21 protein-coding genes and 1 pseudogene are annotated in these 19,919 nt (G+C 57.2%); 15 read left to right on the top strand and 7 right to left on the bottom strand.

Features of this window, described 5'->3' with window-relative positions; translation table 11 throughout:
• The first annotated feature begins 46 nt into the window (after window positions 1-46).
• Window positions 47-751 (top strand): TMAO reductase system periplasmic protein TorT, encoded by a 705-nt coding sequence (torT, locus tag AC2FLX_RS03290; RefSeq protein WP_496811117.1) that lies wholly within the window; start codon window positions 47-49, stop codon window positions 749-751.
• Between the two features lie 199 nt (window positions 752-950).
• Here the strand turns inward: torT and pepT are convergent, their stop codons facing one another.
• Window positions 951-2,186, bottom strand: coding sequence for a peptidase T (gene pepT, locus AC2FLX_RS03285; protein ID WP_496811104.1), 1,236 nt, complete (start codon window positions 2,184-2,186; stop codon window positions 951-953).
• A gap of 167 nt (window positions 2,187-2,353) precedes the next feature.
• On the opposite strand from pepT, the gene AC2FLX_RS03280 reads away from it, so the two are divergent.
• The 8 genes from AC2FLX_RS03280 to hpaH all read left to right on the top strand — a co-directional run bounded on the left by AC2FLX_RS03280 (window position 2,354) and on the right by hpaH (window position 10,071).
• Window positions 2,354-3,439 (top strand): TRAP transporter substrate-binding protein, encoded by a 1,086-nt coding sequence (locus AC2FLX_RS03280; RefSeq protein ID WP_480750083.1) that lies wholly within the window; start codon window positions 2,354-2,356, stop codon window positions 3,437-3,439.
• Window positions 3,440-3,502: 63 nt separating this feature from the next.
• Entirely contained in the window at window positions 3,503-4,003 is a 501-nt protein-coding gene (locus AC2FLX_RS03275) for a TRAP transporter small permease subunit (RefSeq protein WP_496748221.1), read from the top strand.
• Window positions 3,996-5,546: a TRAP transporter large permease gene (locus AC2FLX_RS03270; RefSeq protein ID WP_496811105.1), complete on the top strand. Its 1,551-nt coding sequence runs from the start codon at window positions 3,996-3,998 to the stop codon at window positions 5,544-5,546. Before AC2FLX_RS03275 ends, AC2FLX_RS03270 begins: the two co-directional genes overlap by 8 nt.
• Window positions 5,547-5,627: 81 nt before the next feature.
• On the top strand, window positions 5,628-6,017 hold the full coding sequence (locus tag AC2FLX_RS03265) for a 5-carboxymethyl-2-hydroxymuconate Delta-isomerase (protein WP_496748224.1): 390 nt from the start codon (window positions 5,628-5,630) through the stop codon (window positions 6,015-6,017).
• Window positions 6,014-7,522, top strand: coding sequence for a 5-carboxymethyl-2-hydroxymuconate semialdehyde dehydrogenase (gene hpaE / locus AC2FLX_RS03260; RefSeq protein ID WP_496811106.1), 1,509 nt, complete (start codon window positions 6,014-6,016; stop codon window positions 7,520-7,522). The genes AC2FLX_RS03265 and hpaE overlap by 4 nt, the downstream gene beginning before the upstream one ends.
• Before the next feature lie 30 nt (window positions 7,523-7,552).
• Window positions 7,553-8,407, top strand: a complete 855-nt coding sequence (gene hpaD, locus AC2FLX_RS03255) for a 3,4-dihydroxyphenylacetate 2,3-dioxygenase (protein WP_496811107.1) — start codon at window positions 7,553-7,555, stop codon at window positions 8,405-8,407.
• 12 nt (window positions 8,408-8,419) lie between these two features.
• Entirely contained in the window at window positions 8,420-9,274 is an 855-nt protein-coding gene (locus AC2FLX_RS03250) for a fumarylacetoacetate hydrolase family protein (protein ID WP_480750077.1), read from the top strand.
• The gene (gene hpaH / locus AC2FLX_RS03245) at window positions 9,271-10,071 is read left to right on the top strand and encodes a 2-oxo-hept-4-ene-1,7-dioate hydratase (protein WP_496811108.1); all 801 of its coding nucleotides are present in this window, start codon (window positions 9,271-9,273) and stop codon (window positions 10,069-10,071) included. The genes AC2FLX_RS03250 and hpaH overlap by 4 nt, the downstream gene beginning before the upstream one ends.
• A 9-nt stretch (window positions 10,072-10,080) precedes the next feature.
• On the opposite strand, the gene AC2FLX_RS03240 is transcribed toward hpaH, so the two are convergent.
• The 4 genes from AC2FLX_RS03240 to AC2FLX_RS03225 all read right to left on the bottom strand — a co-directional run bounded on the left by AC2FLX_RS03240 (window position 10,081) and on the right by AC2FLX_RS03225 (window position 13,641).
• Window positions 10,081-10,425, bottom strand: a complete 345-nt coding sequence (locus AC2FLX_RS03240) for a RidA family protein (protein WP_480750075.1) — start codon at window positions 10,423-10,425, stop codon at window positions 10,081-10,083.
• Window positions 10,426-10,524: 99 nt separating this feature from the next.
• Window positions 10,525-11,556, bottom strand: coding sequence for a TRAP transporter substrate-binding protein (locus AC2FLX_RS03235; RefSeq protein ID WP_480750074.1), 1,032 nt, complete (start codon window positions 11,554-11,556; stop codon window positions 10,525-10,527).
• A gap of 61 nt (window positions 11,557-11,617) precedes the next feature.
• The gene (locus AC2FLX_RS03230; protein WP_496811109.1) at window positions 11,618-13,123 is read right to left on the bottom strand and encodes a TRAP transporter large permease; all 1,506 of its coding nucleotides are present in this window, start codon (window positions 13,121-13,123) and stop codon (window positions 11,618-11,620) included.
• Complete coding sequence (locus AC2FLX_RS03225; RefSeq protein ID WP_496811110.1) at window positions 13,123-13,641, bottom strand: TRAP transporter small permease subunit; 519 nt, start codon at window positions 13,639-13,641, stop codon at window positions 13,123-13,125. Before AC2FLX_RS03225 ends, AC2FLX_RS03230 begins: the two co-directional genes overlap by 1 nt.
• Before the next feature lie 184 nt (window positions 13,642-13,825).
• Between AC2FLX_RS03225 and AC2FLX_RS03220 the strand changes: the two genes are divergently transcribed.
• From AC2FLX_RS03220 to AC2FLX_RS03210, 3 genes and pseudogenes are all read left to right on the top strand, one after another.
• Window positions 13,826-14,692, top strand: a complete 867-nt coding sequence (locus AC2FLX_RS03220) for a MurR/RpiR family transcriptional regulator (RefSeq protein WP_480750071.1) — start codon at window positions 13,826-13,828, stop codon at window positions 14,690-14,692.
• 63 nt (window positions 14,693-14,755) lie between these two features.
• Window positions 14,756-15,291, top strand: a pseudogene (locus AC2FLX_RS03215) (IS6 family transposase).
• Between the two features lie 77 nt (window positions 15,292-15,368).
• Window positions 15,369-15,695, top strand: a complete 327-nt coding sequence (locus AC2FLX_RS03210) for an Hpt domain-containing protein (protein ID WP_496748668.1) — start codon at window positions 15,369-15,371, stop codon at window positions 15,693-15,695.
• Between the two features lie 3 nt (window positions 15,696-15,698).
• Here the strand turns inward: AC2FLX_RS03210 and ilvA are convergent, their stop codons facing one another.
• Together ilvA and AC2FLX_RS03200 are read right to left on the bottom strand one after the other, a co-directional pair.
• Window positions 15,699-16,925: a threonine ammonia-lyase IlvA gene (ilvA, locus tag AC2FLX_RS03205; protein WP_496811111.1), complete on the bottom strand. Its 1,227-nt coding sequence runs from the start codon at window positions 16,923-16,925 to the stop codon at window positions 15,699-15,701.
• A gap of 60 nt (window positions 16,926-16,985) precedes the next feature.
• Window positions 16,986-17,753 (bottom strand): hypothetical protein, encoded by a 768-nt coding sequence (locus tag AC2FLX_RS03200; RefSeq protein WP_496811112.1) that lies wholly within the window; start codon window positions 17,751-17,753, stop codon window positions 16,986-16,988.
• Between the two features lie 138 nt (window positions 17,754-17,891).
• Between AC2FLX_RS03200 and AC2FLX_RS03195 the strand changes: the two genes are divergently transcribed.
• From AC2FLX_RS03195 to AC2FLX_RS03185, 3 genes are all read left to right on the top strand, one after another.
• The gene (locus AC2FLX_RS03195; RefSeq protein WP_496811113.1) at window positions 17,892-19,118 is read left to right on the top strand and encodes an argininosuccinate synthase; all 1,227 of its coding nucleotides are present in this window, start codon (window positions 17,892-17,894) and stop codon (window positions 19,116-19,118) included.
• A gap of 32 nt (window positions 19,119-19,150) precedes the next feature.
• Window positions 19,151-19,555: a DUF1810 domain-containing protein gene (locus tag AC2FLX_RS03190; protein WP_480750197.1), complete on the top strand. Its 405-nt coding sequence runs from the start codon at window positions 19,151-19,153 to the stop codon at window positions 19,553-19,555.
• Between the two features lie 73 nt (window positions 19,556-19,628).
• Window positions 19,629-19,913, top strand: coding sequence for an SCP2 sterol-binding domain-containing protein (locus AC2FLX_RS03185; RefSeq protein WP_496811114.1), 285 nt, complete (start codon window positions 19,629-19,631; stop codon window positions 19,911-19,913).
• Window positions 19,914-19,919: the final 6 nt, after the last annotated feature.

Genomic DNA, 19,919 nt, shown 5'->3' with positions numbered 1-19,919 from the left:
CGCCAAACCCCTTAACGGGTGTTGTCACGCTTGAGATGTCGACGCAATCTTGGTCAGTGCGGTTACCTCCGATCATACAGACTTGACGACGGCTATCGCACAAGCCGCCGAGGATATCCCCGTATTCGGATTGGTAAATGAACTGCATGCTACGGCGCTCAGCGGGCGTATTGGTGTGGACTGGCAGGATATGGGATATGCCGTCGGGAAGTATCTCGCGGAACTGCACAACACCGGGTCACCACCCAAGACCGCAGTAATTATCTCTGGACCCACCGAAGCTGGCTGGACCGGGCCATTGGATCAAGGGTTGCGCGATGGTCTTGCCGAAAACTCCCTTGACGTCATCGATTTTTTTGGGGCGGACACGGGGTTGCGCCAGCAACTGGCGCTCGTCGAAACCGCGCTCGCGCTCTACCCCGACATCGACTACTTGATCGGCAGCGCAGCGGCGGCTGAAGCCGCGATTGGTTTGTTCGCAAATTCTCGTGCACCAATGCAACCGCAACTGATCTCGACATACATCAGCCAGACCGTTCTGCGCGGCTTGATGAATAGCAGCGTTCTGGCAGTTCCTTTCGACGATCCCGAATTGCAGGGGGTCATGGCTCTTAATCAAGCGGTTTCGGTCCTGGCATCGGGTCGACCCGCTGGACTGGTCGGGCCGAAAATCACATTGCTTACAGCGTCCGACAATGATCTTGTCGATATCCGGATCTCTCCCTCTGAATACTTTCAGAGCATTCATTGATTCGCCCCGAAATATGCTTTTGCAAAAATAGGAATTTGCTCGAACCAGGGTTTGGAACCCACCTGCTCACCAGGATTTTACGGCAGTTTCGGTTGTGTGGCAGACTGGCGAACCAAGCTGCAGATCGTATCGATCATTGCGCTCAGGTTTGAACGCGTTGACCTGGTGCAGCAAGGGCCGAGAGGCTGGCTGTGCGTCGTCACGAATCCGTGGCGGCAAGCTCGACCAGGGTCAGGCATAGGTTGGTCGCGACTGACATGTCCTGAACCGATATCCACTCCAGCGGGCCATGAATATTCTGCATTCCAGTGAACAAGTTTGGCGTCGGTACCCCAAGTTCGGTCAAACGCGAACCGTCCGTACCGCCTCGAATTGGAATCGAGACCGGTTCGACACCTATCCTGCGACTGGCGGCGCAGGCCAGGGCCACCGGCGTCATGTCTTTTTCCAGCCAATACCGCATATTGCGATATTGCGGCGTGATCTTGCATTCGATTTTTGCGCGTGGCTCCGAGCTTTGCACCGCTTCGCAGACCTGTCGCAAAAGTCGCCCCTTGGCCTCTAGGCCGTCAAGTTCGAAGTCGCGCAGGATCAGTTTGATTTTCATCTCCGACGATCCGCCGGTCATGTCGGTCGCATGGATGAACCCTTCTCGACCGTCGGTCACCTCTGGCGTCATTGTCGATTGTGGCAACATCGAAACGATCTTGGATGCCAGATGTATTGCGTTGACCAGCTTTCCCTTGGCCCAGCCAGGATGGATCGACACGCCTGAAACTGTGATTTCTGCGGCATCGGCGGAAAAGCTTTCGTACTCGATTTCTCCGACATTGCTGCCGTCGAAAGTATATGCAAACTCGGCAGCCAGATCCTTCGGAAGCCGCTCGCCTACCCCGCGCCCGATTTCCTCGTCCGGAGTAAATGCGATACGAATGGGGCCATGGGGTATCTGCGGGTTCTTCAAAAGATGCCGCGCGGCGGTCATGATGATTGCGACGCCGGCCTTGTCATCCGCCCCCAGCAAAGTCGTACCCGACGCGGTGACAAGGTCATGCCCAACCTTTTCACCCAGAGCAGGACAATCGTCAGGGGACAAAATAAGCGAGGGATTGTCCGGAAAACTGATATCGCCACCATTGTAGCCTTTGATCACCCTTGGTTTGACCCCGCTGGCATTGAACTGCGGCGCCGTGTCGACATGGGCCAGAAACCCGATGGTCGGACCGGACGTCGTTGCCGGAATTGTTCCCAGAACAACACCATAGTCCGTCAACTCGACATCCTGAGCGCCCATTCCGGCAAGTTCGGCCAGCAGCAAACGCAAGACATCCAACTGAATGTCTGTACTGGGAGAGTTCGGTGATTCCGCATCGCTTTGGCTGTCAATGGCCGCATAACGGACAAGCCGGTCTTCAAGTTCCTGATCGAATTGCATCTTCGCCCCGCCTCCTTCTGCATTTCGCGAACAAGGCGCTTGGAGAGCAAACAAGTCAAGCCATGTCACTACGTGCGGGCAGACCCGCAACTAATCGTTGACGGAATTATGTCTATTCCTGAAAGTGAATATGGTACGCATAACAAGTATTGAACGGGGAGGAGACAATGAAACGCAGAGATTTTGTGAAAGCGGGTGTAACGGGCGTTGCGGCCACGGCATTGGCAAGCCCGGCGATTGCACAGGATATCCGGCAATGGAAGATGGTCACCGCGTGGCCCAAGAACCTGCCGGGGCCGGGCGTTGCTGCGCAGATGCTAGCGGATCGGATCACCAACCTGTCCGGCGGACGCATCGAAGTGAAACTGTTCGCCGCCGGAGAGCTGGTGCCGGGGCGCGGTGTGTTCGACGCGGTCTCGGAGGGGACGGCAGAGCTTTACCACGCGGTTCCAGCCTATTGGGGGTCCAAGTCCAAGGGCATCCTGTTGTTCGGGTCGCAGCCGTTTGGCCTCAGGGCCGACGAGCAATTCGGCTGGCTTTATCACGGTGGCGGTCAGGCCCTGTATGACGAAATGTACGGACGTTTCGGATTAAAGCCATTTCTGTGCGGCAACTCCGGCCCGCAATGGCAGGGCTGGTTCCGGGACGAAATCAATTCCGTCGATGATCTCAAGGGGCTCAAATTCCGCACCACCGGTCTTGCGTCCGAGATGTGCTCCAAGCTCGGCATGGCGGTGCAAGCCATGGGCGGGCGCGACATGTTTCAGGCGCTGCAGACCGGTGCGCTGGACGCCGGAGAGTTCATCGGCCCGTGGACGGACAGCGCGCTCGGCTTCTTCCAGGTTGCCAAGAACTATTACTGGCCGGGCGTGGGTGAGCCGTCTTCAGCGGAGGAATGTGCGGTCAATCTCGAGGTCTATTCTGGGCTGCCGGACGATTTGAAGCAGGCCGTCAGTTTTGCCTGCGAAAGCCTCTATAATCCGGTCTGGACCGAATACACCACCAAGCACGCACAGGCGCTTGCGGCCATGGTCGCAAACGAAGGGGTGCAGGTCAGGCAGCTTCCGGACGACGTGGTCGTTGCCATGGGTGTTGCCGCGGCAGAGGTCATGGAAGACCTTGCCAATGACGACGACGAACTGGTGCGCCGCATCACTCAGAACTTTGTAGATTACCGCGATTCTGTCGGGGCCTACATGACCTTTGCCGACAACGGGCAAATGAACGCCCGCGCAAGCGTTCTGGGCTATTGAGTCATCGGGCGATCAGCCTGAACCGATGCGTGAACATGCGCATCGGTTCTTTTTGAGGTGGTGATGAAAAGGCTCATCGAGACGCTTGACGGCATCAATCGTGCAACCGGTCTGGCGGTGCGCTGGTTCGCACTGGCAATGCTACTGATTCAATTTGCCATTGTCGTCGCGCGCTATGCCTTCGGTTTCAGCACTATCGCAACGCAAGAGTCAGTTCTTTATCTGCATTCAACCCTGTTCATGTTGGGGGCGGGTTACACGCTTTTGGTGGACGGTCACGTTCGGGTCGACATTTTCTATGCCAAGCTCGGGCCGACGGGCCGTCGGCGTATCGACCTTGCGGGGCATGTTTTCCTGCTTATGCCCGCGATGATCATGATCTTCTACTGGTCCTGGCCTGCGGTCCGAAATTCCTGGAAGATTCTGGAAGGCCCGATCTCGGTCGGTGGGATCAAAGCAGTGTTTCTGCTGAAGTCATTGATACCGCTTTTCTGCGTCCTCGTCCTGCTTCAATCTGTGGCCTGCGTCCTGCGGCTTTTGGCGGAAAGGCCACGCGATGGCTGAATACCTGGACCTGATCATGTTCGCGGGGTTGGTCGCCGTCATCCTGTCTGGCTTTCCGGTGGCGTTCAGCATCGCAGGCACCGCCATTCTGTTTGCGCTGTTGGGGTGGGTCCTCGGCGTGATGGACCTGTCCCTGCTTGGCGCAATGTCGCAGCGTATCTATGGTCTTTTGACCAACAACGTCCTGATCGCGATTCCGCTCTTTGTTCTGATGGGAGCAATCCTTGAGAAAAGCCGGATCGCCGAAGACATGCTGGACACGATGGGCCGATCCTTCGGGCAGCTCAGGGGCGGTTTGGGTATCTCGGTGGTGTTGGTCGGCATGCTGCTGGCCGCTTCGACGGGAATCGTGGGGGCGACAGTTGTCGCAATGGGGATGATCGCCCTGCCCTCCATGCTGCGGGCCGGGTATGATCCCCGTGTTGCGTCAGGCATCGTCTGTTCCGCCGGAACCCTGGGGCAGATCATCCCGCCCTCGACACTGTTGATCATCCTGTCTGACGTGGTGTCGAACGCCTATCAGCAAGCCCAGTATGAACTTGGCAAGTTTTCCATCGAAACCATCTCTGTCGGTCAGGTCTTTGCCTCGGCTCTGCTTCCCGGTCTGACAATGGTCGCCCTGTACATTCTATATATCCTTGCGCGCGGTATGCTTCGCCCGAACGATTTACCGCCATCGCCGGGAAATGGTCGCAAGCCTGATCTGAACGAAATATCTCGCGCGATCCTGCCCGCGTTCCTTCTCATTCTTGCAGTGTTGGGCGCAATCCTCAGCGGCATCGCATCACCGACCGAGGCAGCTTCGGTCGGCGGAATTGGCGCCGCGCTTCTGGCCGCGGAAAGAACTGGCGAGCGCAAGCGTCTGTTGTTTATTGGGGTTACCGCGCTGACCCTTTTGGCACTTGGCGCCGGCCTTTTTCCCGTTCGGTTTCAACGCAGTGACCTTACCGGATTCGAGGCTGGTGTCGGAATTGTCTATCTTGCCCTTGCCGTTGTCGGCGGTGTTTCCATCCTGTCGGCAGTCCGCTCGCTTACTGCACATAAGATCATTCAGCCTGCGCTGACGTCGACCTTGACGATGACCTCGATGATCTTCGCAACAATCTTGGCGGCCGGGGTTTTTTCACTCGTATTCATCGGGCTGGGCGGCGAAGACCGCGTGGCGGCTATTCTGCAGAAACTTCCGGGGGGCGCGAATGGCGCACTTCTTTTCTGCATGTTGTTTATCTTCATTCTCGGCTTCTTTCTGGATTTTGTCGAAATCTCTGTGATCGTACTGCCGCTTGTATTGCCGACCTTGATCGTCATGGGGCACGATCCGATCTGGCTGTCAGTTCTGATCGCAATCAATCTGCAAACATCGTTCCTGACGCCGCCTTTCGGCTTTTCGTTGTTCTACTTGCGGGGCGCAGCTCCACCCGAGGTGACAACCGCACATATCTATGCCGGAGTGGCGCCCTTCATCCTGCTACAAGCCGTGGCGGTCGCAATCATCTGGTTCGTTCCGCAAATCGCCACAGTCCTGCCTGCCCTATTGTTCTGAACAAGCCCAGGCGGCTTGGTGCTGTACACGGTTGACATTCTGCCAATTTTTAGTTAACAAGTGAAGTAGTGAGGGGATACTATGCCGCATTTCAACATCGAGTATTCCAGAAACCTGGAGCAGATCGTCGATATGGCGGCCCTGTGCAACACGCTTCGGCTGGCAGGGATTGAAACGGGTGTTTTTCCCCTGGCCGGGATCAGGGTGCGCGCCTTTGCCTGCGATTTCTGTTCGATCGCGGACGGTGATCCGAAACACGGGTTCATTGACATTTCCGTCCGTCTTCGTGCGGGCCGAACTTTGGATGTCAAGAAGGACGCCACACATCGCATATTCGAGGCCGCCCAAGCGTTTCTTGCACCAGCCATGGCGCACCACTCGATCGCCCTGTCGCTGGAGATACGCGACATAGACCCGGACCTTTCTGCAAAGACCGGGACCATCCGGGACCATCTGGAGCACTCGCAATGACCGTATTGGACGACAACCTCGCGAAACTCGACAGCTACCTTTCCCGCTTTCGCGAAACCGGTATTCGCAACCGGATCGCAGGTCAGGATCGAAACGGGTCGGGTGGCGTGTTTCGGACTGTGTCTCCAGTCGACAAGTCTGTGATTTGCGATGTCGCCCACGGGACAGCCGCCGACATAGATGCGGCGGCCGTAGCTGCGGCAGGCGCGTTCGAAAGCTGGCGTGACATGGCCGCGACCGAGCGGCGGAAAATCCTGCTGAACATCGCGGAGTGTATCGAAGCGCGGGCCGAGGAAATCGCCCTTTGCGAATGCTGGGACACCGGTCAAACCCTTCGCTTCATGTCCAAGGCGGCGTTGCGCGGGGCCGAGAATTTCCGCTATTTCGCCGATCAGGTGGTGCAGGCCCGCGACGGCCAGCACTTGAAATCGTCCACGTTGATGAACATCACCACACGCGTGCCGATTGGCCCGGTCGGTGTCATCACACCGTGGAACACGCCGTTCATGCTGTCGACATGGAAAATTGCTCCGGCGCTGGCCGCAGGTTGCACTGTGGTTCACAAGCCCGCAGAGGCCAGTCCCCTGACCGCCCGCCTGCTGGTCGAGATCGCTGAGGAGGCCGGCTTGCCGCCCGGCGTGCTGAACACCGTCAACGGCTTTGGCGAAGAGGCCGGGAAACGATTGACCGAGCACCCTCTGATCAAGGCCATCGCCTTTGTCGGCGAAAGCCGCACCGGGTCGATCATCACCAAACAGGGCGCGGATACGCTCAAACGGATGCACCTGGAACTTGGCGGTAAGAACCCGGTCATCGTCTTTGATGACGCCGATCTTGACCGCGCGCTGGACGCGGTGATCTTCATGATCTACTCGATCAATGGTGAGCGCTGTACGTCATCTTCACGTCTGTTGGTGCAGGACACCATCAAGGAGGAATTCGAGACCAGGCTGGTCGAACGCGTCAACACAATCAAGGTCGGCCATCCGCTCGACCCGACAACCGAAATCGGCCCGCTGGTGACCGAAGAACATTTCGAAAAGGTCACATCCTATTTTGACATCGCCAGATCAGACGGCGCGACCATCGCTGCGGGCGGAACCACCGTTGGCGACGAGGGTTTTTTCGTCCGCCCTACCCTCTTCACCAATGCAAGCAACAACATGCGTATTGCGCAAGAAGAGATCTTCGGCCCGGTCCTGACGTCAATACCCTTTTCCAGCGAAGAGGAAGCGCTGCACATTGCCAACGGCACGCCCTATGGTCTGACAGGATATGTCTGGACCAACGACCTGACCCGCGCCCTGCGCTTTACCGACAGGCTCGAAGCAGGGATGATCTGGGTAAACTCGGAAAACGTCCGCCACTTGCCCACACCGTTCGGGGGGGTCAAGGCCAGTGGTATCGGCCGCGATGGCGGCGACTGGAGTTTTGAGTTTTACATGGAACAGAAGCATATCGGTTTCGCAACCGGCCAGCACAAAATAATGCGGCTGGGCGCCTGACTACCAGCGACACCTCGGGAGGAACCTAAAATGGGAGAAATCGTACTCGCCGCCAAGATGACCCACGTGCCGACATTGTTGATGTCGGAGCAGGAAGGTCCGATCAAGGGCAAAAGGCAGCCCGCCATTGACGGCCACCGCGAAATCGCCCGCCGCGCCAAGGCGTTGAGCGCTGATACCGTCGTGATCTGCGACACTCATTGGGTGATCAACGCAGGCTTTCACATCAATGCGAACGCCAGGTTCGAAGGGTTGTTTACCTCGAATGAGTTTCCACAATTCATTCAGGATTTGCCGTACTCCTACGACGGCAATCCGGAGCTTGGCGACGCCATTGCCAAAGTGGCATCAGACAAGGGTGTCTATACACTTGCGCATCACCTGGACAGTCTGGAACTGGAATATGGCACATTGGTGCCAATGCGGTTCATGAGCCGCGAACACGACATGAAGGTCGTCTCGGTCGCCGCCTGGGCCACCGTACATGACCATTCCGAAAGCCGCCTCATCGGCGAGGCGATCCGCGAGGCCGTCGAAGCCAGCGACAGCAAGGTGTTGCTTGTCGCCTCTGGCTCTTTGTCTCACAAGATCTGGGCCAACAAGGACTATGCCGCCAATAACGGCACCTTCACCATCAGTTCCGAGTTCAACCGCCAAGTCGACCTGCATGTACTGGAGATGTGGAAGAATGGCGATCACGCGACCTTCCTGAAGATGCTGGGTGATTATGCGACCTTCTGTTGTGGCGAGGGATCCATGCATGACACGTCGATGCTGTATGGTGCGCTGGGATGGGACGACTACACAGGCAAATGTGAGGTCGTGACCGAGTATTTCCCCTCATCCGGCACCGGGCAAACCAACGTCATCTTTCCGGTTCAATAGCAAAGGCAAACCATGCGATTTGCGAGCTTCATTGCCGAGGGCAAGACATACTATGGCGCTATCACCGACGGCGGCGCGGTAGCCCTGTCGCCGAACTTCCCCAATTGGCCCACACTCCTTGACGTCATCCGGGATGGCGGATTGGATCAGCTTGAAGCCGCCGCACAGGGTCGTCCGGTCACACACACCGATTTCTCTTACGATATTCCGCTGCCCAACGCGCCTCGCATCCTGTGTGTCGGGGTGAACTTTCCCGACCGAAATTCAGAATACAAAGACGGCAGTGCGCAACCCAAGTATATGTCCCTGTTCCCACGTTTCGCCAGCGGATTCACCGGACACAATCTGCCTCTGATCCGCCCGCCGGAGAACCACACATTGGACTACGAAGGCGAGGTGGCAATTGTCATCGGCAAGACCGGACGTCGCATCAAGGCTGAGGATGCATACGGACACATTGCCGCGCTGACGCTGTGCAATGAAGGCACCATTCGCGATTGGGTCCGGCACGCGAAGTTCAATGTCACGCAAGGCAAGAATTGGGACAAATCCGGCGCGCTTGGCCCTTGGTTGGTCCCCTTCCGTGATCCTGCCCAATTGGACGATGCCCGGATCATAACGAGGGTGAATGGCCAAGAACGCCAAAACGACACCCTCAACCGCATGATCTTCCCGATCCGCGAGGAAATCGCCTATATCTCTACCTTCATGACGCTGCGGCCCGGTGACATCATCATCACCGGAACACCAACCGGTGCGGGCGCGCGGTTCGATCCACCACGCTACCTTGAACCGGGTGACGTGGTCGAAGTCGAAGTTGGCGGCATTGGCATCCTGCGCAACGGTGTGGCAGACGAACAGCCATGACTCCGCAAGATCACGCCCGTGCCGCCGCCGATTTGCTGACCGCCGAACGCGAGCGTACCCAGATCGGCCTGCTCAGCCTGCGCCATCCGGACATGACCATGGATGACGCCTATGCCATACAATATGAAATCCAGCGCGCCAAACTGGCGCAGGGCCGAAAGGTGATCGGCTGGAAAATCGGCCTGACATCGAAGGCCATGCAATATGCGCTGAACATCGATATTCCCGACAGTGGAATTTTGTTCGACGATATGGCGTTCGAAAACGAAAGCACGGTGCCAAAAGGGCGGTTCATCCAGCCCCGGATCGAGGCTGAGATCGCGTTTGTGATGAAATCCGCCATCGGCGGCGTAAATGTCACCCGCGAAGAAGTCATTGCGGCCACTGACTGTGTCGTGCCTGCGCTCGAAATCCTTGATACCCGAATTCTGCGGGTCGATCCCGACACCGGAACAGCCCGCAACGTATGCGACACGATCAGCGACAACGCCGCCAATGCCGGGATCGTTCTGGGTGCCGAACGACACGCCATCAACGCCTTTGACCTTCGCTGGGTTGGCGCCCTTGCATTCCGCAATGGCGAGATCGAGGAAACCGGGCTTGGCGCCGGTGTTTTGAACGACCCCGTCGAAAGCGTCGTCTGGCTGGCCCGCCGCATGGCGGAGTTCAGCCAGAGGATTGAACCCGGTCACATCATTCTATCGGGCAGCTTCATTCGACCCGTGGAATGCCCTTCCGGTTCCGAAATTCATGCGGATTTCGGTCGCTTCGGCTCGGTCGAAATCAGCTTTGAGTGAAAACGCCCGTTACTTCTCGGCGGCCGTGACGATGATTTCGACGCGCAGTGTGTCGCGCGCCAACCTGGCCTCGCCGCAAGCGCGCGCGGGGGCGTGGCCCTCGGGCACCCAAGCATCCCATACAGCGTTCATCTCGGCAAAATCGGCCATGTCCGCCAGCCAGACGATTGCCTGCAAAATCCGGGTTTTGTCCGTTCCCGCCTGTTCCAGCAGCGCCTCGACACGGGACAGGCAATCGCGCGTCTGATCCGCGACGGTCTCACCGTCTCCTACCTGACCGCACAGGTAGACGGTGCCATTGTGCTTGACGATCTTGCTCATGCGCTGGCCGGTTTCGATGCGTGTGATGGTCATTCCGAAAGCTCCTGGTTTTTTCGGCTCTATGAACCTTGCAACCCCACCGGTCAATGCGATTTTTGCCCTGACCCACACGCGCAGGTCAGGGCAGATTGGTCAGCTGTAGCGATAAGGCCGCCCGGCCTTTTGCATGTCGGCGTTATACTGTTTGAATATCTGGACCACCTTGGCCTTGGTCTCGGATTCGGCGGCGATCTCGTCCCAGAATTTCGTTGCGGCGGCTTCGACTTGCGCCCATTCCGCATCCGGAATCGAGGTAAGCTGCATCTTGGTTCCGTTGACCCGTAGCGATGCCTCGCCGCCCCAATACCACCACTGGCGATAATAGTGGGATTGCTCACAGCATACCTTGAACAACAGCTTCAGATCCTCCGGCAATTCCTCCCAACGTTCGTTATTGGCAAAGAAGTGGCCAATCCACGCCCCTGAAATGTTGTTGGTCAGGAAATAGTTGGTCACATCCGCCCAACCGACGGTGTAATCCTCGGTAATCCCGGACCAGGCAATACCATCCAGTTCGCCGGTCTGAACCGCAACTTCGATATCCTCCCACGGGAGGGTGACAGGCACCACACCGAACTGGCTAAGGAACCGGCCTGCGGTCGGGAAAGTAAAGACACGCTTGCCCTGCAGATCGGCCAGCGAGTTGATCGGGTCCTTGGTGGCGAAATGGCAAGGGTCCCACGAACCGGCACTGATATGCTTGACGCCGACCTTGGAATATTCCTCGTCCCATATTTCGTTCAGGCCGTACTGATTGAACAGTACAGGCACATCCAGAGAATAACGCGAAGCAAAGGGGAAATACCCGCCGAAAACTGTCACTTCGGTGGGCGAGGCCATCGAGTCGTCGTCCGATTGCACCGCGTCGATAGTGCCCCGCTGCATGGCGCGAAACAACTCGCCGGTGGGCACCAGCTGATCGGCATAAAACAGCTCGATCTGCATCCGGTCTCCGGCAATCTGGTTGAACAGGTTGATCGCCGGATCGACCACATGTTCGGCCAGCGCAGGGCCGGCATAGGTCTGCATCCGCCACTTGATCGTCGATTGCGCCAGCGCCGGTGCGGCCAGCGATGCCGCAGGAACAACTGCGGCCCCTTTCAAAAACTTACGTCTTGTCGTCATTTTCTCTCTCCCAGTTGAAATCAACGAATTGCTCTCTCATAAGCCCCGGTTCGATCCGGGATCATTTGTTGTAAACGGCCTCCGGCAACCACAGTGCGATCTGCGGAAACACCATGATGATCGCCAGCGCCAGCGCCATCACCAGCACGAAGGGCAGGATCGACCCATAAATATCGCGCAGAGTAATGTCTGGCGGCGCCATGGCTCGCATCAGAAACAGGTTATAGCCAAATGGCGGTGTCATATAGGCGATCTGAGTCGTGATCGTGTACAGCACACCGTACCAGATCAGGTCGAATCCCAACGCCTGCACCAACGGCACGTAAAGCGGCGCCACGATCACCAGCATAGCCGTATCGTCAAGAAACGTGCCCATTACGATGAAACTCAGCTGCATCAGGATCAGGATCATCCAGGGGCTCAGCCCCAGACGCTGGGTGAACAGGTTCTCGATGGCGCGCACCGCCCCAAGCCCGTCAAACACGGCGCCAAAAGCCAGCGCCGCCAGAATGATCCACATGAACATGCACGAAATACCCAGCGTCGAGCGCACCGAGGTCTCGAAAACCTGCCGATTCATCCGCCCTTTCAGAACCGCCGCGACAAAGGCCGTCAGCGCACCGATGGCGGAACTTTCCACTAGGGAAGTCCAGCCGTTCACGAACGGGATCATCATCGCGGCAAAAATCGCCAGCGGCAGGACACCTGCGAAAAGCAGACGGTATTTCTCCTTGAGGAAGACATCCTTGTAAAAGGCCGGGGTTTTTCGGGTGGCAAAAGACAACGCACCAATCACTGCAGCGATGCCGATTGCGGCCTTGGCCGTCACTGCACCCAGGCCCAACAACGCCGGAACGGCGACAACGCCCAGCAAGGCAAGATAGTTCAGGCGCAAAGGATTGTCCGTAGTTCGTTCATATTCAGCCAGGTTTTCGCGATCCATGGCCTGACCCAAAGCAGGGTTCAGTTTGCAACGGATGGCGATGTAGAGAATGAACATAGCCGCCATCATCAGCCCCGGAATGACACCTGCCAACCATAGTTGTCCCACCGGCTGCCGCGCAATCATCGCGTAAAGAACGAGCACGACAGAGGGCGGCACGAGAATACCCAGGGATGAACCAGCCTGAATGACACCAGTCACCATGCGCTTGTCATATCCGCGCTTCAACAGTTCCGGCAGGGCGATCGTGGCGCCAATCGCCATACCCGCTACGCTCAGACCGTTCATAGCAGAAATCAGGACCATGAGGGCAATCGTACCAATTGCCAGACCACCGTTCAGGCCGCCCATCCAGACATGAAACATCTTGTACAGATCGTCCGCGATTTTGGATTCCGACAGGACATATCCCATAAAGATGAACATCGGCAGCGTCAGCAGCGGATACCATTTCATCAGCTTCATCGCCGCAGCGAAACCGATGTCATACCCGCCCCGGTCGCCCCACAGCAGCAGCGAGGCCACCACGGCCACAAACCCGATGGCACCGAACACCCGTTGCCCGGTCATCAGCATCAACATCATGGTCGAGAACATGACAATGGCGATCATCTCGTAAGACATCAGATCGCCTCCCTCGGGAGGTCATCGCCCTTGATGCGCAGGATATCCTTGCACAACTCCGATACCGCCTGCAGCAGCATCAGAATCAGGCCCACCTGCATGATCACCTTGATCGGCCACAGGTAGGGTCGCCAGGCCGTCGGACTGCGTTCACCGTATTGCAGCGAATAGCTCAGACTGTCCCACCCGCCATAGATCAGCACACCCAGATAAAAGATCAGAAACAGAACCGTAAACGCATCCGTCCACGCCTGCCGTCGGCTGGACCATTCGCCATAAAGCAAGTCCATCCGCACGTTCGACCCCATCTGGATCGAATACGGCCCGCCGAGGATGTAATAGGCCACCATCGCAAACTGCGCTACTTCCAGCGTCCACAACGACGGTAGAAAGAAAGTCTTGGAGATCGACGACCACAACAGGATGCCCATCATCACGAAGATGCCGTACATCACCACCCGGCCGATCCAGCGGTTTATCCCGTCGATGAACGAGACGTATCTCCGCATGAAATTCATGCCCGTTTCCCTGTTTTACTGACCGTTCCTCGGATGGGCCCGGTTCCGTTATCTTTGCGGCGCACGTGACTCGCGCTCTTGTCTCACATTGGGAGCCTTGGGCGCTCAGTTGTCAACAAACTTTCTGTAGACATGACTACATCAATGCCTACTCTGTAGAAAAAGCTAGATTTGAGGATACCCCGTGATCCCGACGACAAAGCTTGTGAAACAGATGCTGCAAGAAGGCATCGACGACCTTACCCGGTCCGAGCGGCAGCTTGCCTCGGTACTTCTGCAGGACTACCCGATGGCAGGGCTGCAATCGATCACCAAACTGGCAGGCGCTGCCGGGGTTTCGACGCCGACGGTAATCAGGATGGCGCGCAAACTGGGATTTGACGGCTTTCCTGATTTGCAGGAATCCCTGCGCAATGAGGTGGCCGCCCGGATCAAGAAACCGCTTTCCAAACGCGGCCCGTGGGTTGAAGAGGACACCGCAGAACACCCCTTGCCCCGTTTTGCGCAAGCCGTTTGGGCAAACATGCGCCACACGCTGGAACGCATCAACACGGCGGAATTCGATGCCGTTGCCAAATTGCTGGCCGACACCACCCGCCACCTCTATGTCGTGGGCGGACGAATTACCCGTTCCAACGCCGATTATCTGTTCAACCACATGCAGATCATCCGGCCCAATGTGACCATGCTGGGCAATTCCACCAATGTCTGGCCGCAGTATCTGTTGGACATGGATGGCACGTCTGTTCTGATCATCTATGACATCCGCCGGTATGAGGCCCATCTCGAAAAACTGGCCGATATCGCCTCAAAGCGTGGGGCGACCGTTGTCTTGTTCACCGACCAGTGGGGATCTCCCATCGGTCGCAGGGCAAACATCACCTTTCACGGACTGGTCGAAGCACCTTCGAGTTGGGATTCGACCATTGCGTTGCAGTTGATTTCCGAATCCCTGATCGCCCAGGTTCAGAACGCGCGATGGGAAGAAAGCAAGGAGCGGATCGAGGAGTTGGAGGCGATGTTTTCTTCGACCCGCTTGTTTCGGCGATAGAGAGGGTGTTGTCACGCCAAAGGTCGTTCGGCTGGTCATGTCCGCGGTTGGACGCAAGTGACTTTGAAGAGGTCATCGTCGATTAGCTACAAGCGCTACCGGTTTCCACCTCAGATCATCGCGCACGCGGTATGGTTGTACGCTCGTTTCAACCTGAGCTTCCGGGAAGTTGAAGAGATGCTGCTGCAGCGCGGGATAGATATGTCCGAAACTGTCCGGCGTAGGTCATCAAGTTCGGACCGCTGATCGCTCGAAACTTGTGACGCCAACAGGGTCGCCCAGGCAATGTCTGGCATCTTGATGTGGTTGTCGTGAAAATCTCTTATCGCAAATATTGGCTTTGGCGCGCGGTCGATCAGCATGGCGTCGCTCTGGACGAGCTCCTTCAACAGAAACCGTACAAACGGGCGGCAAAACGGCTGTTGCCCCGCCTGACAAAGCGTCTTGGTTTCCTTCCCAAGCGGATCATCACGGACAAACTGCGTTCTTATGGTGCCCCCACGCGCCGTCGCTCCGCCCTCACAATCCGATATCGCCGCCTCGAAGCACTTGACGCCTGCAATCCGAATGCCAGGATCTCTATCTGCATCGCAAGTTAGCGTGACAAAATCCCTTAACGTCATTTTTACCCGAAACGCCCTACCACAGCATGAACGAGACCAAAAAAGGGTGCGCCATGATCCATTGGCCAAGGGTCAAACAGTTGCGGGACGAAGTCGGCGCGGACGAATTCCCCGAAGTGGTGCAGATCTTCATGGAAGAGGTGCAGGAAATGCTCGACCGCATCCGCGCCGATGCGGATCGGTCCGAACTGGAACGAAACCTGCATTTCCTCAAGGGCAGCGCCCTGAGCCTGGGATTTCAGGCCTTTTCCAAACTGTGCCAGGATGGTGAACGTCAATCCGCCGCCGGCGATGCGGAATTGGTGGACCTAGAGGAGATCACCAGAACCTTTACCGTCTCCCATTCTGAATTCCTGACCGGCTTGGCACAGAATACATAACCGTCAGATCACGAACTGAGCCAGCGTCTCATCCTCGGTGATATCGTTATAGGTGAACCCTGCGTCATCAAGGTGCGCAAACAGACGCACGAAATTTTCGAGCTTGCTGGTCTCGATTCCGATCAGAACCGAACCGAAGTTGCGCGCCGATTTTTTCATATATTCAAAGCGGGCAATGTCATCCTCGGGCCCCAGAATTCCCAGAAACTCTTTTAATGCACCCGGACGTTGCGGCAGGCGAAGGATAAAATACTTTTTCACGCCGGAATAGCGCTGGGCGCGCTCTTTGACCTCGGGCAAGCGTTCGAAATCGAAATTGCCGCCCGAAGTGACGCAGACTACGGTCTTGCCCCGGATGAAGCTTTGCACATCCGCCACTGCTTCGACTGCCAGTGCACCTGCGGGCTCCAGGACGATACCTTCTACGTTCAGCATCTCCATGATCGTGGTGCAAATGCGGTCTTCGGACAGGACCAGAACGTCCGACAGGTGGCGCGATTTCAGCAGTTCAAACGGCCTGTCACCGATCCGGCCAACCGCAGCCCCGTCAACAAACGTGTCCACCCGGCCCAGCGACACCGGATGCCCCGCCGCAAGCGCCGCACGCAGGCAAGCGCCGCCCTTGGGCTCGACGAACAAGCAATGCGTGCGGTCGCCAAACCATGTCGATACCCCCGCCGACATGCCGCCGCCACCAACCGGCAACAGAACGTGATCGGGCACGCCGCCAAGCTGCTCTTCGATCTCGACCGCCAACGAAGCCTGCCCCTCGATCACGTCCTCATCGTCAAAGGGCGACAGGAAATGCCCGCCCTGCCGAGCGCACCATTCCTGCGCCGAGGCCAGCGTGTGATCGAAATAGTCACCGGTCAGGTGGATCTCGACATTGTCGCCACCGAACATCCGGGTCTTCTGGATTTTTTGCTGTGGCGTCGTTACCGGCATGAAAATCACGCCCCTGACATCCAGATGCCTGCACATGAATGCTACGCCCTGCGCGTGATTGCCCGCGCTCGCACACACGAACAGGTCCTGCCCCTCCTGCTTGCGCATGGCGTTGAAGGCACCGCGGATCTTGTATGATCGCACCGGGCTAAGATCCTCGCGCTTGAGCCAGATATCGGCATCATATTTTTCGGACAAGTGCACGTTCCGCTGCAGCGGCGTCGCAGGAAAGACGGTTCGCATCGCCTCTTCGGCAGCGCGGGCGCGGGTCATGAAATCAGTCATGCCAAATTCCCTGCCCCATCACCGTTGAAAGGGCAAGGAATACATATGTGTACCCGCAACTTACCGTAGCTCGCGTCCCTCGACAAAAACGCCGTACATCGTGGTCAGGATACTGACATTTATCAGCGGAAGTATCAGCAGAGAGGCGAACAGAACCAAAAGCGGGCCGAGAACGGGAACAATCATCAGAATCGTGCTGACAAGCTGAACAACCACCTGAAACAGGAACGAAGCGATGATCAGAACAACGACGGTTCCTGCCGTGCCGGTCGTTTTGTTCCACGCCGCCGACATGCTCAGCGGTTGGCCGATTGCGGCAGCAGGCAGAATGATCGCCAGTGGAAACAAAACAACGAGAATTAACAGCATATAAGCGATCATCACGATGATTGGCAGCCCGGCGGACCCACCGCTGACGGCCGCAAGCAAAAACGCCATTGGCAAAATGGCAATCAGCCCCAACAACCCCAGCAAAATACCGCGCCCGAAATAGGCCAGTATTCGGTCAAACCGGAACTCGGGGAATATCCCGCTGGGATATTCTTCCAGCAGGATGAACCGATGCCAGGATACCGCAATCCAGAACATGACCGTCCAGATGATCAGCATGAAAATCGAAAGGAACAGGAAAAAGCTCCCAGTCGTAACCCCTGGCGGCAACTTGGTGGTGCCTTCGTCAAACACCTCTGGTGTGATGCCCAACGCAAAAAAGGCACCTACTATCAAAACCAGCGCTACCAGAACCGGCCCAATCGTGATCTGAAGAACCTGCTTGAGATTGCCGAAAACCATACGTACAGAATGCAGAAAAATACTCCAACCCAACATAAAAACCGCTCCCTCAACCATTTGTTGTAAGTTCCTGCTTGTTTCACCCGATTTACTATCATGCGTCAATGCACTCCGCTTGCCCCCACGTTCAAAACCCGTTAGGGGCCAATCGTCTTACGCATAAGGGGAAGTCAGATGTCCGCGCCCAAGAAAGTTGTTCTGGCCTATTCCGGTGGCCTTGATACTTCGATCATTCTGAAATGGCTGCAGACCGAGTATGGGTGCGAGGTCGTGACCTTCACCGCCGATCTCGGTCAGGGCGAAGAACTGGACCCCGCCCGCCAAAAGGCCGAACTGCTCGGAATCAAGCCCGAAAACATCTATATCGAAGACATCCGCGAGGAATTCGTCCGTGATTTCGTCTTCCCGATGTTTCGTGCCAACGCGGTCTACGAAGGGCTATACCTGCTGGGCACGTCGATTGCCCGCCCGCTGATCTCGAAACGCCTGATCGAGATTGCCGAGGAAACCGGCGCCGATGCCGTCGCTCACGGCGCAACCGGCAAGGGCAACGATCAGGTGCGGTTCGAACTGGCGGCTTACGCGCTGAACCCCGAAATCAAGGTGATTGCCCCCTGGCGCGAATGGGATCTGACCAGCCGAACCAAGCTGCTGGAATTTGCCGAGCAGAACCAGATTCCGATCGCCAAGGACAAGCGCGGCGAAGCTCCGTTCTCGGTCGATGCGAACCTGCTGCACACCTCGTCCGAGGGCAAGGTTCTGGAAGACCCGGCCGTTCAGGCGCCTGACTACGTCTATCAGCGCACCGTCCATCCCGAAGACGCGCCGAACGAGCCCGAATTCATCGAAATCGGTTTCGAAAAAGGCGACGCGGTCAGCATCAATGGCGAGGCTATGAGCCCGGCCACGATCCTGACCAAGCTGAACGAATATGGCGGTAGACACGGTATCGGTCGTCTGGACCTTGTCGAGGGCCGGTTCGTGGGCATGAAGTCTCGCGGTATCTATGAGACGCCGGGCGGCACTATCCTTCTGGAAGCGCATCGTGGGATCGAGTCGATCACCATGGATCGCGGCGCGATGCACCTGAAAGACCAGTTGATGCCGCAATATGCGGAACTCATCTATAACGGGTTCTGGTACAGCCCCGAGCGCGAGATGCTGCAGGCCGCCATCGACAAGTCGCAAGAACACGTGACCGGCACCGTTCGCGTGAAGCTGTATAAAGGTCTGGCCTCGACCGTGGGCCGCTGGTCCGAACACTCGCTCTATTCCGAGGCGCATGTGACGTTTGAGGAAGACGCCGGTGCATACGATCAAAAAGACGCGGCGGGCTTCATCAAGCTGAACGCCCTGCGCCTGCGCCTGCTGGCCACGCGCAACAAGCGCACTGCCAAGTGATCGACGACGACGGCATAAACGACGAACTCGACATGTTCATCGAGGCGCAGGACACGGTTTGGGCCGCTGTCCTGCGCGAACTGACCGAGGGCCGGAAAACCAGCCACTGGATGTGGTTCGTATTTCCGCAATTGGCCGAACTGGGCCGGTCCCACATGGCGCAGCTCTACGGGATCGAGGATCTGGACGAGGCCACCGCCTATCTCGATCACCCGGAACTGCGCCGCCGCCTTGTCGAGGTCAGTCGTCTGGTGTTGACCCACAAAGACAAGAACGCCTCCGATATCCTCGGCGGCATCGACGCCAAGAAACTGCGCTCCTGCATGACGCTCTTCACCGCCGTCCCCGGCGCGCCCGGCGAGTTTCAGGATATCCTTGATTGCTTCTACAATGGCGAAGCTTGCCCCCTGACCCTGACCGCGATCCAGCACAGCTGAACGCTGCCGCTTGGTCATCCTTGCCTTGTTCCCGGTGTCTTTCTAACGCTTGCGTAAACGACAAGAGGTCACCATGGCGCTTGAAGACATTGCAAACGGCATCCAGTCCGGTCTGACCGGCAAGACCTTCGACGGTACGCTGAAATTCGACTGCGGCGCAGATGGCGTCATTGTTCTGGCGGAAAACGAAGCCTCAACTCAGGACCGCGACACCGACTGCACGATCCGGATCTCAGCCGAAAACCTGACCAAACTGCTGACCGGTAAACTCAATCCGATGACCGGGGTGATGATGGGCAAACTCAAGATCACGGGCGATATGAGCGTTGCCATGAAGCTTGGGCAATTGTTAAAATAACTGCTC

The sequence above is a fragment of the Ruegeria sp. YKSF57 genome (assembly GCF_059612585.1).
The sequence above is the reverse complement of the archived record's forward strand: the minus strand, read 5'-3'. Positions and strand labels throughout refer to the sequence as shown.